At 63.3% G+C, this 12,923-nt stretch carries 14 protein-coding genes; 6 read left to right on the top strand and 8 right to left on the bottom strand.

What is annotated here, in order from left to right; genetic code table 11:
* Positions 1-87: 87 nt before the first annotated feature.
* Positions 88-936 (bottom strand): serine O-acetyltransferase, encoded by an 849-nt coding sequence (cysE, locus tag FJ430_RS18700; RefSeq protein WP_140709712.1) that lies wholly within the window; start codon positions 934-936, stop codon positions 88-90.
* A gap of 121 nt (positions 937-1,057) precedes the next feature.
* Here cysE and FJ430_RS18695 point away from each other — a divergent pair, with 121 nt between their 5' ends.
* A complete protein-coding gene (locus tag FJ430_RS18695) occupies positions 1,058-1,663 on the top strand; it encodes a hypothetical protein (RefSeq protein ID WP_140709710.1) in 606 nt (201 codons plus the stop codon).
* A 94-nt stretch (positions 1,664-1,757) separates the two neighbouring features.
* Positions 1,758-2,723, top strand: coding sequence for an agmatinase (gene speB, locus FJ430_RS18690; protein ID WP_140709708.1), 966 nt, complete (start codon positions 1,758-1,760; stop codon positions 2,721-2,723).
* 34 nt (positions 2,724-2,757) lie between these two features.
* On the opposite strand, the gene FJ430_RS18685 is transcribed toward speB, so the two are convergent.
* The 4 genes from FJ430_RS18685 to FJ430_RS18670 form a co-directional block, all read right to left on the bottom strand.
* Positions 2,758-3,258 carry a GNAT family N-acetyltransferase gene (locus FJ430_RS18685; protein WP_140709705.1) on the bottom strand — a complete coding sequence of 167 codons (501 nt, stop codon included), beginning with the start codon at positions 3,256-3,258 and terminating at the stop codon, positions 2,758-2,760.
* 24 nt (positions 3,259-3,282) lie between these two features.
* Positions 3,283-4,050, bottom strand: a complete 768-nt coding sequence (locus FJ430_RS18680; RefSeq protein WP_140709703.1) for an alpha/beta fold hydrolase — start codon at positions 4,048-4,050, stop codon at positions 3,283-3,285.
* 16 nt (positions 4,051-4,066) lie between these two features.
* Positions 4,067-4,561 carry a DUF192 domain-containing protein gene (locus FJ430_RS18675; protein WP_140709701.1) on the bottom strand — a complete coding sequence of 165 codons (495 nt, stop codon included), beginning with the start codon at positions 4,559-4,561 and terminating at the stop codon, positions 4,067-4,069.
* Positions 4,562-4,675: 114 nt separating this feature from the next.
* Positions 4,676-5,269, bottom strand: a complete 594-nt coding sequence (locus FJ430_RS18670) for a cold-shock protein (RefSeq protein ID WP_140646193.1) — start codon at positions 5,267-5,269, stop codon at positions 4,676-4,678.
* 259 nt (positions 5,270-5,528) lie between these two features.
* On the opposite strand from FJ430_RS18670, the gene gloA reads away from it, so the two are divergent.
* Together gloA and FJ430_RS18660 are read left to right on the top strand one after the other, a co-directional pair.
* On the top strand, positions 5,529-5,969 hold the full coding sequence (gloA, locus tag FJ430_RS18665; protein WP_140650969.1) for a lactoylglutathione lyase: 441 nt from the start codon (positions 5,529-5,531) through the stop codon (positions 5,967-5,969).
* 224 nt (positions 5,970-6,193) lie between these two features.
* Entirely contained in the window at positions 6,194-6,481 is a 288-nt protein-coding gene (locus tag FJ430_RS18660) for a DUF2218 domain-containing protein (RefSeq protein ID WP_140646131.1), read from the top strand.
* A gap of 91 nt (positions 6,482-6,572) precedes the next feature.
* Here the strand turns inward: FJ430_RS18660 and FJ430_RS18655 are convergent, their stop codons facing one another.
* Together FJ430_RS18655 and ilvA are read right to left on the bottom strand one after the other, a co-directional pair.
* Positions 6,573-7,133: a DUF1697 domain-containing protein gene (locus tag FJ430_RS18655; RefSeq protein ID WP_140709699.1), complete on the bottom strand. Its 561-nt coding sequence runs from the start codon at positions 7,131-7,133 to the stop codon at positions 6,573-6,575.
* Complete coding sequence (gene ilvA / locus FJ430_RS18650) at positions 7,130-8,386, bottom strand: threonine ammonia-lyase IlvA (protein WP_140709697.1); 1,257 nt, start codon at positions 8,384-8,386, stop codon at positions 7,130-7,132. Before ilvA ends, FJ430_RS18655 begins: the two co-directional genes overlap by 4 nt.
* A gap of 233 nt (positions 8,387-8,619) precedes the next feature.
* On the opposite strand from ilvA, the gene FJ430_RS18645 reads away from it, so the two are divergent.
* Together FJ430_RS18645 and FJ430_RS18640 are read left to right on the top strand one after the other, a co-directional pair.
* Positions 8,620-9,696, top strand: a complete 1,077-nt coding sequence (locus tag FJ430_RS18645) for an alpha/beta hydrolase (protein ID WP_140709694.1) — start codon at positions 8,620-8,622, stop codon at positions 9,694-9,696.
* A gap of 106 nt (positions 9,697-9,802) precedes the next feature.
* On the top strand, positions 9,803-10,966 hold the full coding sequence (locus FJ430_RS18640) for an alpha/beta hydrolase (RefSeq protein WP_140709692.1): 1,164 nt from the start codon (positions 9,803-9,805) through the stop codon (positions 10,964-10,966).
* A gap of 6 nt (positions 10,967-10,972) precedes the next feature.
* Here the strand turns inward: FJ430_RS18640 and ade are convergent, their stop codons facing one another.
* Positions 10,973-12,790, bottom strand: coding sequence for an adenine deaminase (gene ade, locus FJ430_RS18635; protein WP_140709690.1), 1,818 nt, complete (start codon positions 12,788-12,790; stop codon positions 10,973-10,975).
* Positions 12,791-12,923: the final 133 nt, after the last annotated feature.

The following is a 12,923-nucleotide window of genomic DNA, read 5'->3' as shown; positions in this document are numbered from 1 at the left end:
ATGTAAAGGCAAGCCGGCACAATTGCATAGGACAAGTCGGCCGAAAACCGGCGGCCGGATTTCGGCGGTTCCCGACGACGGCGGAAATCAGATGTCGAAGCTGACCACGTGGTCCATGCTCTGCGACGGCAGGAGTTGGTCCATCTGCCGCGAAGGCTGGTCGCAGCCGGTTTCCCCCACGACCCGGGCGGGCACGCCGGCGACCGTCTTGTTGTGCGGCACGGGCGACAGCACAACCGAGCCCGCGGCGATCTTGGAGCAATGGCCGATCTCGATATTGCCGAGGATCTTGGCGCCGGCGCCGATCAGCACGCCGCGGCGGATCTTCGGATGACGGTCGCCATTGGCCTTGCCGGTGCCGCCCAGCGTCACCCCGTGCAGGATCGACACGTCGTCCTCGATGACGGCCGTCTGGCCGACGACCAGGCCCGTGGCATGGTCGAGGAAGATGCCCCTGCCGATGCGGGCGGCCGGATTGATGTCGGTCTGGAACACCGAGGACGAACGGCTCTGCAGGTAGAGCGCGAAGTCCCTGCGGCCCTGGTTCCACAGCCAATGCGCCAGCCGGTGCGTCTGGATCGCGTGAAAACCCTTGAAATAGAGAACCGGCATGATGAAGCGGTCGCAGGCCGGATCGCGGTCGTAATAGGCCTGGATATCGACGCGAACCGTCGTGCTCCACTCCGGATCGTCGTCCAGCATCGCCTTGAAGGTCTGGCGGATGAGATCGGAACCGATGTCCTGATGCGCCAGCCGTTCGGCAAGCCGGTGGATCACCGCTTCTTCCAGGCTCTCCTGGTTGAGGATGGTCGAATAGAGGAAGGCCGCGAGCAGCGGATCGCGGTTCACCGCCTCCATCGCCTCGTCGCGGATCGACCGCCAGATCGGATCGACCGGCTGCACCATGCTGGGACGGGCAATCGTAATGCTGTTCATCGACGCTCTCCGGCCTTACTCATTCTGCGGCGGCACATATAGGCTAGATCATACCACGGTTGAACTCAATTTTCCTTAGTGCTTTGTCAAATGGACATGGTTCACGCAGATTCAAGCGACGATGGAAAACGAACCCTTGATCGACGAAGCGCTGAAAAGCGAGCTTGCAGCGCTCTACCAGGCTGCGGATCGCCACTATCACGGCTTGGCTCACATCGAAGCGATGCTGGCGCTGGCAAGCGAATACCGGCACCTTCTTGATGACCCGGAGGCCGTCGAAGCGGCGATCTGGTTCCACGACGCCATCTATGACAGCCGCGCCAAGGATAATGAGGCAAAATGCGCCGAACTGGCCGAGAAAAGGCTCGCCGGGCGCGCCAACCCCCATCGCCTCGCTTGCATCGCGGCCATGATCAACGCCACCGCCACCCACCAGTTGCCGCCGTTCCGCGACGAGGACGCGCTCAACGATGCAGCTCTTTTGCTCGACATGGATCTGGCGATCCTCGGCGCCAGACCTGCGGTCTTCGATGCCTATGAGAAGGCGGTCCGGCGGGAATATGGCTGGGTGGAGGAGCCGATGTGGCGCGCCGGTCGAGCCGCCGTCCTCAAGAGCTTCCTGGCCCGCCAGCACATCTTCTATACGACGGAGTTCCGGGATCGGTTCGAGGCGCAGGCGAGGGAAAATCTCGGCCGTTCCCTGCAAGCCCTGCAAGACCAGCGCTGATAGGCCCATACTCCCGCTGGGCTTTGCCTCTATGCCTGAATTCCAGGCCCTGCGATCACTACGGAACGTGAACCGCTCCGGAATGGCCGCCAGCATGGAAACCAGCTTCCACCAACCCGTCGACGCCGCGCAGGTACCGCGATTTGCCGGGCTTTCCACCTTCATGCGGCTGCCGGCCGTACCGACCGCGAAAGGGCTAGACATCGCCCTTGTCGGGGTTCCATGGGATGGCGGCACGACAAACCGGGCCGGCGCCCGCCACGGCCCACGCGAAATCAGGAACCAGTCGAGCCTGATGCGTCGCGTCCACCACGTCTCGGGAACCGAACCGTTCAGCATCGCCAATGTCGCCGACGTAGGCGATCTGTCGGTCAATCCCATCAACCTGCTGGACGGGTTGAAGCGCATCGAGGACGGCATTGCCGCGATCGTGGCGGACGGTGCCCTGCCGCTAGCCGCCGGCGGCGACCACCTGACGACGCTGCCGGTTCTGCGCGCCGTGGCCCGCAAGGCGCCTGTTGGCATGGTTCACTTCGACGCGCATTCCGACACCAACGATCGCTACTTCGGCGATAATCCCTATACGCACGGAACGCCTTTCCGCCGCGCGATCGAGGAAGGGCTGCTCGACCCCAAGCGGGTTGTCCAGATCGGCATCAGAGGCTCGATCTACGAGCCCGGCGAGCACGAATGGGCAACGTCACGGGGCGTGCGCATCATCTATATGGAAGAGTTCGTCAGGCGCGGCGCCGCTTCCGTCATGCAGGAAGCGCGCGATCTTGTCGGCGACAGCCCGACCTATGTGACGTTCGACATCGATTGCATCGATCCGTCCATGGCCCCCGGCACCGGTACGCCGGAACTCGGTGGCTTCACGACGCGCGAGGCGCAGGAGATGGTTCGATTGCTGGACGGATTGAATTTCGCCGGCGCCGATGTCGTCGAGGTCGCGCCTCCGTTCGATCTTGCCGGCATGACGGCGCTGGCCGGCGCAACGATGATGTTCGAGCTGCTGTGCGTTATGGCGAGGTCCCTCGCCGACAGGAGAGCGCGCGGCTAGGGCGATTCCAGGAAAGGCGCGCAGCGCCTTCCGACTAATCCGGAAAGGTCTCGACCCGCTCGGCGTAGCCTCTGAATCCCGCGCGCCCGTAAACCGACTGGGCAGCCGGATGATCATAGGTATCGGTGTGAAGCCAAAGCCTTTGCGGCCCGTGCGACCACGCCGAGCGCAACGCCCGGTCGAGCAGGGACGGCCCCAATCGCTTTCCTTGAAAAGCCGGGACCAGTCCGAAATGAACGAGCTCGATAGCCGCTTCGCCGACATTGTTGAATTCGCAGAAGCCAGCGGCTTCGCCATCGACGCGCAGCACATGGATATGCGTGGTGTCATCGGCGAGCAGCGTTTCGAGTTCCGCTTCCGGCATGCGCAGACGCTGGTCCCATTGCACCGGTCCGCCGACACCGCGGTAGAGATCGAGATAGCTTGAAAGACCGAGCCTCTCGCGCGCCACGATGGCGCCGGGCGAAGGTGACGCGAGCGGAGCGCCCTGAGGCGGCGCCGGCATCTCCATATAGGTGACGAGCAGATCGACCATTCTGAGCCGAGGAGCGCCGCGTGCTTAGAGCGGGTTTTCGGCGTAGAACTCGAGCACGCGCTGCTTGAAGCTCTTGTCGCCGACAGCGAGCATGTGGTCGCGCCCTTCGATGTGAAAGGCCCTTGCGTTCGGCATCAGCGCCGCAAGTTCGTCCGGCGAACCGCCGATGTCGTCCTTCGTGCCGACCGCGATCAGGGTCGGCTGGGCGATGCGCGCCATGTCGTCCTCGCTGAGCAACTCGCGCGACTTCGCGATGCAAGCCGCGAGCGCGCGACGGTCGCTGCGCGTCTGGTCGGCGAAAGCGCGGAAGGAGCGGCCGCGCGGATGCGTGGTCTGGGACGGGTCTTCCGCCAGCAGGGCGGCCGCGATCGGATCCCAATCGCCGACGCCGTCGACCATGCCGATGCCCAAACCGCCGAACACCAGCGTCGCCACCTTCTCCGGATCGGAGAGCGCCAGGAAAGCCGAGACGCGCGCGCCCATCGAATAACCCATGACATGGGCGCGCTCGATACCGAGATGATCGAGCAGCGCAGCGGCGTCGGAAGCCATCTTCTGCGGCGTGTAGTCGGCCTCGTCATAGCTCTTCGACGACGAGCCGTGGCCGCGATGGTCGAAGGCGATCGCCCGGTAGCCGGCGTCGTTCAGCATCTTGAACCAGCCCGGCGAGACCCAGTTGACATAGTGGCTGGAAGCAAAGCCATGGATCATCAGCACCGGGTCGCCCTGCCCCGAGGCCGGCTGGCGATCGAGATAGGCGAGTTCGAAACCGTCATGGGAAAAGAACTGCATCGGCAGATTTGCTTTTTCAGTTGGCGCCAGTGCCAATAGCCGGGTGGCGCAATAGAGCGCCTTCCTTGATGCCGTCCCGGGCGGCTGTGCCGGCCTTGAGTTCAAGCACGAAGCGCACGGGTTGTCCCGGCGAGATGATCGCTTCGGATTCGGGCTCGCCGCGCCTGATGGCTTTGATCCTGCCGTCCTGGCCGATGAAGATGAGATCGAGCGCCATTGGCGTGTTCTTCATCCAGAAGTCCACCTCATCCGTTCTTTCGAAGACGAACAACATGCCGTGATCGTCTGCCATGGTCCGGCGAAACATCAGTCCCGCCTCGCGTTCGACGGAGTTATCGGCGATCTCGATGGAGAAGGAACGCTCGCCCGAACTGGTCGACACCACAAGCGGTGTCCGGTCGACCGGCAGCAGCATCGCATCCGCCGAACTCGGCTTCGCAGCGATGAAACAGGCGGCGAAAACGATCGCGGCGCAGAATACGCCCGCGGTCAGCCAATTGCGATGAGCCATGGGTTACCTCGTCCAGACGCTCGTCCTAAACCATGATCCGGACAAGTGGAACCGGTTTTCGGACAAGATGGTCGCGCCGCGGCAAAGGGACCTTTCGACTGCGTCGAGAAGCCCTCAGTGCGAGACCGACAAGGTGCCCATATCGGGGTGGATTTCGGCGGCCATAAGGCCTTTGTCGCCGCGTCCGAAGCGGACGAGCACGACCTGCCCGGGCCGGAGCTCGGTTATGCCGTAGCGCCGCAGCGTTTCCATGTGGACGAAGATATCTTCTGTCTCCTCGCCCCTCGTCAGGAAGCCGAAACCCTTGGTGCGATTGAACCACTTGACCAAGGCCCGCTCGAGGCCGCTCTCCGGGTTGACGGTAACGTGGGTGCGCTGTTCCTGCTCTGCCGGGTGGACAGCCGTCGAGGCATCCATGGAAAGGACGCGGAAAGCCTGCAAGCCGCGCTCGCCCTGTTTGACCAGGCAGACGACCCGCGCGCCCTCGAGCGCCGTCTGGAAGCCGTCCCTTCGAAGACAAGTCACATGGAGGAGAATATCGCCCGAGACGCCGTCGTCCGGAAGAATGAAGCCGTAGCCCTTCGCCACATCGAACCATTTGATAGCGCCGGCGATTTCGACAAGCTCGGCGGGGTCGCCGCCATTGTCCCGCTGCAAGGCGTCGTCAAGGCTTCCGTCCCGCCTCGTAAAAGAGGCTTTTTCCCCCATAAGAATGCCCCCCTTTTCAACTGAACCGCAACTGATTCTTGCCAAGAGATTAACACTGCGACTTCCGGGGTGTGCAAGGGCTGACGTGCCTTTTTTCACCGTTCAGCACCGGAAAGGCTGAAATGTCGTTTGCCGGCGCTTCCGGAATCCGAAATCGCAAGGCCTGAAATCGATCGCGCCGCCGCTATTGTCGGACGATTGCCCTTTCCCCGGACGGCCCCTATGGTGCCCCGCAACCCAACACTTTGAGGAAGCCGCCATGCGTTACCTGCACACAATGGTCCGCGTCGCCGATATCGACCAGTCGCTCGATTTCTACTGCAACAAGCTCGGCCTGAAGGAGGTGCGCCGCTACGAGAACGAGCAAGGCCGCTACACGCTTGTCTTCCTCGCCGCGTCGGAAGACGAGCAGAGCGGCATCAACGAAAAGGCGCCGCTGGTCGAGCTGACCTACAATTGGGACCCGGAAGACTATAAGGGCGGGCGCAATTTCGGCCATCTCGCCTACGAGGTCGACGACATCTACGCCACCTGCCAGAAGCTGATGGACAATGGCGTGACCATCAATCGTCCGCCGCGCGATGGCAACATGGCGTTTATCCGCTCGCCGGACGGCATCTCGATCGAACTGCTGCAGAAAGGCCCGGCCAAGGCCAAGGCCGAACCATGGGCCTCGATGCCGAACACGGGGGCTTGGTAAGACCAGCGATCCGACGCCGATTTGACCGGCGACCGCCAGAGCAATTCCAGGAAAAATGTGGGCGGTTTTCCGTTCGGAATTGCGTCAAAACAAAGAGATAGAGCGGTTCGCCGTTTCGGCGAAACGGTGGACCGCTCTGGCATTCCGCCAGGCCTCGCCTATCTATCTGCAACTGGCGCCAGCCTCATCCAGGCTGGCGTTTCTTCATCCGCCAGGAGAATTTCATGCCGATCAGCCGCGCCGATGTCGCCACCGAACATGCCAGCCGCTACCTGCAGCAGCTCTGCAAGCACTGGTCGCATAAATTCCCGGTCGAGTTCGACCCGCAGCACGGCGCCATCCAGCTCTCGATCGGCCGCACCGTAATGGACGCCGACGACAAGGCCCTGCACATCGCTCTGGCCGCCGACGACGAAGCTTCGCTGGGGCGGCTGGAGAGCGTGGTCGCCGACCATATCAAGCGCTTCGCCTTCCGCGAGGAATTGAGCTTCGACTGGCAAAAGGCCGCTTAAGTTCCGAAGCAATTCCAGGAAAAGTGCTTCGCGGTTAAAGGCTCGGCGACTTCGTCGTAGCCTTCCGTCCGGAATTGCGCACAATGATTGGTCAGCCGCCGGCCTTGCCGGCCATTTCGAGCAGCGCCATCACACTGCGCCAGTTGCGTGCCGTGCCCGGCACCTTCAGCGTGCGCGCAATGAGATTGGCGAAGACCGATTTGCCGAGCCCGTCCGGCGCATGCAGGTAAAGCACGTCGCCCTTGATCTCGAAGCGTTCGGGGCCGGTGCATTTGTCGGCGAGCCGCTGCGTCTCCTCGGCGGTCGGCTCGCGCTCCAGCGCATAGGCATGGAGCTTGGTCGGCTCACCGGCGATCTCGGGATAGGGATTGTCCTTCACCAGCCGCTCGAACCAGCCGGCATCACGCACCATGATGCGCGAATGAAAGCCCCATTTCTTCTCGAAGGCCGCCTCGATCTTCCTGGTCAGCGTCGTCGCATCTTCCTTCTTCGCCCAGAACACGACATTGCCGCTCTGCACATAGGTCGCGACGTCGGCGAAACCGAGGCTTTCGAAGAAGGCCTTGAGCTCCGCCATCTTGACGATGCGGTTGCCGCCGACATTGATGCCGGAAAACAGCGCGACGAAGACCGTGCTTGTTTTTGCGCTCATATGATGAACCCCGCCAGCGTCTCGTTGTCGGTGATATCCTGATATTGCACGCCTTCGGCGTCGAAATTGGCCTTCAGCAGGTCGAAATTACGCCGGTCCTTGGTTTCGATGCCGATCAGCACCGAACCGAAATTGCGCGCCGACTTTTTCAGATACTCGAAGCGGGCGATGTCGTCGTCGGGGCCGAGCATTTCGAGGAAATCGCGCAGCGCGCCCGGTCGTTGCGGGAAGCGGATAATGAAATACTTTTTCAGCCCCTCGAAGCGCAGCGCCCTCTCCTTTATGTCCGGCAGCCGCTCGAAATCGAAATTGCCGCCGGAGACGACAGCGACGATGGTCTTGCCCCTGATCTCCTTGCGTGAAAAATCCTTGAGCGCGTCGATCGCCAGCGCTCCGGCGGGCTCCAGCACGACGCCCTCGACATTGAGCATCTCGATCATGGTGGCGCAGAGCCGGTTCTCCGGGACGAGGCGGACGGCATCGGCGGTGAAGTCCTTGAGATGGCGCAACGGCTCCCGGCCGATCTCGGCCACCGCGGCGCCGTCGACGAAATTGTCGACCTTGGCGAGCTTGACCCGCTTGCCGCCGGCAAGGCTCTCACGCAGGCTTGGCGCGCCCGCCGGCTCGCAGAACACGAAGCGCGGATCGCGATGCTGATCGGCGAAATAATGCGTCACCCCGGCAGCCAGTCCGCCACCGCCGACCGGCAGCATGACGATGTCGGGCACGCGGGCGCTCGGCATCTGGGCCGCGATCTCGTAAGCGACCGTCGCCTGGCCCTCGATGATGTCCTTGTGGTCGAAGGGCGGCACCATATGCGCGCCAGCGGCTTCCGTGAATTCGAAGGCGGCGCGATAGCAATCGTCGAAGAAGTCGCCGACCAGCCTGATTTCGACGAAATCGCCACCGAACAGCCGCGTCTTGTCGATCTTCTGCTGCGGCGTCGTCACCGGCATGAACACGACGCCCTTCTTGCCGAAATGGCGGCAGACGAAGGCAAAGCCCTGGGCGTGATTGCCTGCCGAGGCGCAGACGAACAGCTCGGCATTGTTGCCGGCGGCGAGCGCCTTGCGGAAGAAGTTGAAGGCGCCCCTGATCTTGTAGGAACGCACCGGCGTCAGGTCCTCGCGCTTCAAAAGGATGCGGGCGCCTGTCTTCTTCGACAGATAGTCGTTCTCCTGCAGCGGCGTTTCCGTGAAGATTCCGCGGATCGCTTCGGCGGCCACGGCAACGCGGGCGGAAAAGCTGTTCACTGAAAGTCCCTCGTTTCGACAGTTGGCACGCGGCAGAATGGCAATGACCCGTGCCGGCAATCTTCCTGCCGCCGTTTTGGCTTTCGCGCAACAGTGCGATGGCCGCCGCCTGGCGCTGAGCCAATTTCCGCTGGGCACGACTTACTTTAGCCGCACTTCGGCTGTCCGGGAGGTTTCCGCGGAGGTGGACGGCCAATCGTGGCCGGAATGGAATTGCCAGTGAAAGTGTCGACGTGCGGTTGAAGACAATTCTGATCATTGCCCTTGCCCTGCTGATAGCAGGCTGCGCGGGCCACCAGACGCAGGAAATCCTGGGCAGCGTCGTCGTGCCGACGACGGCGACCGAGATCGCCGGCAACCACTCGATCTTCATCGCCACGACCCGCAAGCGCTCCGACGACCCGAACAGGGTTTTTGACGGCGAACGCTCGGCGACGCTCAACTATGCACGTGTCAACGTCACCGTTCCCCCCATTCACCAGACTGGCCAGATCGAACGCCGTTCGCGCGGCAAGTCGAACGACCCGACGAAGTATTTCATGGCCTCCGAAGTCGTCGGCTATGACACGCAGCCGAAATTCGCCAGCGCCCTCAACGCCGACATCGACGCCCGCGGCGGCCGCGTCATGGTTTTCGTCCACGGCTACAACACCGGCTTCGACGACGCCGTCTACCGACTGACCCAGATCGTCCACGATTCCGGCTATCCGGGGACGCCGGTGCTGTTCTCCTGGGCTTCCGGCGCAAAGACCACGGACTATGTCTATGACAAGGAAAGCGCCGCCGCCGCCCGCGACCAGCTGGAAGTGACGTTGCGGATGCTGGCGCAGACGGGCGCCCGGCGCATCGACATCGTCGCCCATTCGATGGGAACCTGGGTGACGATGGAGACGCTGCGCCAACTCGCCATCACCGGCGACCGCGATCTCAGCGGCAAGCTCGGCGACGTCGTGCTCGCCTCGCCCGACATCGATGTCGACGTCTTCAAGAGCCAGATGCGCCGCTATGGCAAGCCGGACAAGCCCTTCATCCTGCTCCTGTCGGACGACGACCGGGCGCTGAGGCTCTCCGGCCTGATCGCCGGCTCGCGGCCGCGCGTCGGCGATTATCGGGATGCCGCCGATCTCGCCTCCTACGGCGTCACCGTGGTCGACCTTTCCAAGGTCAAGGGCGCTGACAGCTTCAACCACACCAAATTCGCCGACAACCCGATGATGGTGCAGATGATCGGACAGCGTCTGCGCGAGGATGATGGCTTTGCCAGCGATCGTGATGTGACGGACCGCATCCGTCAGTTGGCTGCGCAGTAACCGTATCGGTGCGGGTTCCGCGCCCGTAGGGACTTTGAACTGGACCCGGCCGCTCTCTGGCTTTATCGGAGTAGCAAGAGAGGTTGCCGCCCTTGGGGGATCCCGGGTGACTGTGCATGTGAAGATCGTTGTCGGCCTTGCCTTCACGCTCGCCCTCGCCGGCTGCGCCGGTCCCACGCACGACCTGCTCAACCGCAAGGCGGTCGCGGCGTCTGCCTCCGACATAGCCGGCACACACGAGATCTTCGTCGCCACGACCCGCCAGCAGGCGACCAAGGATCCGCGCCAGGTCTTCGACGGCGACCGTTCGCTGACCACCCTCTATGCCCGCGTCGACGTCACCGTGCCGAAGATCCATCAGGTCGGCGCGATCGAGCGCGCCAAGGGCTCGGCCGACTCTAACCCGGCCAAGCAGTTCACCGCCACCGATGTCGTCCACTATGGCGACGCGCGGCAATTCGCCAAGGCGGTCGGCGCCGACATTTCTATGCGCGGCGACCGCGCCTTGGTGTTCGTGCACGGCTTCAACAACGGTTTTGACGACGGCATCTACCGCATCACGCAGATCGCGCACGACACCAAATATCCGGGTACGCCGGTGCTGTTCTCATGGGCGTCGAGCGCCAAGGCGACCGGCTACATCTACGACAAGGACAGTTCGACCGCCGCGCGCGACGACCTCGAGGCGACGCTGCGGATGCTTGCCAAGACGAAGGTCAAGAGCATCGACATCATCGCCCATTCGATGGGCACCTGGCTGACGATGGAAGCGCTGCGCCAGCTCGCCATCACCGGCGACCGCGATCTCAATGGCAAGCTCGGCTACGTCATCCTCGCCTCGCCCGACATCGACGTCGATGTCTTCAAGAAGCAGATGATCCGCTACGGCAAGCCCGACAAGCCCTTCGCCATCCTGCTTTCGGGCGACGACCGGGCGCTGAAGCTGTCGAGCTTCATTTCCGGCGACAAGCCGCGCGTCGGCGACTACGGCAACGCGGCCGATCTCGCCAATTATGGCGTAACGGTCGTCGACCTGACCCAAGCCAAGGGCGGCGACGGCGGCCTGAACCATGCCAAATTCGCCGACAACCCGATCCTGGTGCAACTGCTGGGCAACCGGCTGCGCACGCCGGCCGGGCTTGCTTCGGACGAGCCCGACCCGGCGCAGCTCAACAATATCGGCCAGGGCCTCGGCAAGGCGGTCGGCTCCGTGGCGGAGGTCGTCATCACCACGCCGTTCAAGGTGCTGACCGTCGCCACCGGCGGATGACTTGCCCTAGATAAAAAGATCGACCTTCTGGAACGTCGTCACGTCGACCAGGCCGACGTCCGAGATCCTGAGTTCCGGAATAACCACCAGCGCCAGCAGCGAGTGCTGCATATAGGCGTTGTTGAGCGAGCAGCCGACCTTGAGCATCGCCTCGGTCAGTTGCTCGGCCTTGGCCGCGACGATCTCGGCGCGTTCGTCGGACATCAGGCCGGCGATCGGCATCTCGACCAGCGCCAGTTCCTCGCCCTTAGAATAAAGCACGACGCCGCCACCCACCTCGCTCAGCCGGTTGACGGCCAAAGCCATGTCCTCCTTGTTGGTGCCGACGACGATGATGTGGTGCGCGTCATGCGCCACGCTGGACGCCATCGCGCAGTCTTTGACATAGCCGAAGCCGGAAACGAAGGCGTTGGTGACGCCGCCGGTGCCGCGATGCCGCTCGACCAGGGCGATCTGGCAGATGTCGTTGCGGCGATCCATGGCGACCAGCCCGTCCTCAACCGGCAGGTCGGCTTCCAGAGCGCGCGTCGGCGCCTGGTTCTCGATCACGCCGATCACCCGCGCCCGCACCTCGTTGGCGCCCTGCGGCGCGGGAATGTCGAAGTCCTTCGCCGCGAGCTTCTTGCCGAGCTTGACCGTGTTCTTCGCCGATTGCGGATAGTCATAGGCCGCAATGTCGATCTCCAGCTTGCCGCCCTTCGCCAGCCGGACACCGCGGGCATAGACCTCGTCTATGGTCATCTGGGCAAGGTCCGAAACGATCAGCAGATCGGCGAGCCGTCCGGGCGCGATGGAGCCGATCTCGCGCTCCAGCCTGAAATGCTGCGCGGTGTTGAGCGTCGCCATCTGGATCGCCGTCACCGGCTTCAGGCCCTGGCTGATGGCGTGCCGCACCACCCGGTCCATATGGCCTTCATGCACGAGCGTGCCGGAATGGCTGTCATCGGTGCACAGGATGAAGCTACGCGGGTCGATGCCGCCTTCCGTCACCGCCTTGATCTGCGCCGCGACGTCGTACCAGGCCGACCCCAGCCTCAGCATCGCCTTCATGCCCTGGCGCACACGCGCGATCGCATCCTCGGCACGTGTGCCTTCATGGTCGTCCTCCGCCCCGCCCGCGACATAGCCATGGAACGGCAGGCCGAGATCAGGCGATGCATAATGCCCACCGACCGTCTTGCCGGCCTTGACCGTCTCGGCGATCTCGCCCGACATCACCGGATCGTTGGCGGCGACGCCCGGGAAATTCATCACCTCGCCGAGGCCGATGATGTTTTCCCAGGTCATGGCCTCGGCCACGTCGGCGACCGTCAATTCGGCGCCGGCATGTTCCAGCCCCGGCGCCGAGGGCACGCAGGACGGCATCTGCACGTGCACGTTGATCGGCATCGCGACCGCCTCGTCATGCATCAGCCGCACGCCCGGCAATCCAAGCACATTGGCGATCTCGTGCGGGTCGATGAACATCGAGGTCGTGCCGTGCGGGATGACCGCGCGGCAGAACTCCGTCACCGTCACCATGCCGCTCTCGACGTGCATGTGCGCGTCGCAAAGGCCGGGCACCAGATAGCGCCCGCCGGCATCGACGACCTTCGTCCCCTGCCCGATGGCATGACCGGCGTTCGGCCCGCAATAGGCGAAACGGCCGGCGGCGATCGCGATATCGGTGCCGGGGATGATCTCGCCCGAATGGACGTTCACCCAGCGACCGTTGCGGATGACCAGATCGGCCGGCTTTCGGCCCATCGCGACGTCGACCAGATGTGTCGCCACCTCCGTCCACGGCTTTGGCTTTGCGGCGCTTGTCGGCTTGGCGTTCGTCATCGGCGAGTCCTCTACATGGGCCACTTTGGCAAATGTCGGCGTCCGGAGCCAGAGCGTCAGGTCGTAAACCACTGTTGCAGAGATGCAATTCCGTTTCGTGGCGAATGGAGCTAGTCTGTTGCGAGGAGTTGTT

This window comes from Mesorhizobium sp. B2-8-5 (assembly GCF_006440675.2).
In the GTDB taxonomy this organism is placed as follows: Bacteria; Pseudomonadota; Alphaproteobacteria; order Rhizobiales; family Rhizobiaceae; genus Mesorhizobium.
This window is presented reverse-complemented; position numbering and strand designations above follow the sequence as displayed.

Coding starts and splice junctions, on each gene's coding strand:
- cysE (WP_140709712.1), bottom strand. CDS start 936: ATGAACAGCATTACGATTGCCCGTCCCAGCATGGTGCAGCCGGTCGAT.
- FJ430_RS18695 (WP_140709710.1), top strand. CDS start 1,058: ATGGAAAACGAACCCTTGATCGACGAAGCGCTGAAAAGCGAGCTTGCA.
- speB (WP_140709708.1), top strand. CDS start 1,758: ATGGAAACCAGCTTCCACCAACCCGTCGACGCCGCGCAGGTACCGCGA.
- FJ430_RS18685 (WP_140709705.1), bottom strand. CDS start 3,258: ATGGTCGATCTGCTCGTCACCTATATGGAGATGCCGGCGCCGCCTCAG.
- FJ430_RS18680 (WP_140709703.1), bottom strand. CDS start 4,050: ATGCAGTTCTTTTCCCATGACGGTTTCGAACTCGCCTATCTCGATCGC.
- FJ430_RS18675 (WP_140709701.1), bottom strand. CDS start 4,561: ATGGCTCATCGCAATTGGCTGACCGCGGGCGTATTCTGCGCCGCGATC.
- FJ430_RS18670 (WP_140646193.1), bottom strand. CDS start 5,269: ATGGGGGAAAAAGCCTCTTTTACGAGGCGGGACGGAAGCCTTGACGAC.
- gloA (WP_140650969.1), top strand. CDS start 5,529: ATGCGTTACCTGCACACAATGGTCCGCGTCGCCGATATCGACCAGTCG.
- FJ430_RS18660 (WP_140646131.1), top strand. CDS start 6,194: ATGCCGATCAGCCGCGCCGATGTCGCCACCGAACATGCCAGCCGCTAC.
- FJ430_RS18655 (WP_140709699.1), bottom strand. CDS start 7,133: ATGAGCGCAAAAACAAGCACGGTCTTCGTCGCGCTGTTTTCCGGCATC.
- ade (WP_140709690.1), bottom strand. CDS start 12,790: ATGACGAACGCCAAGCCGACAAGCGCCGCAAAGCCAAAGCCGTGGACG.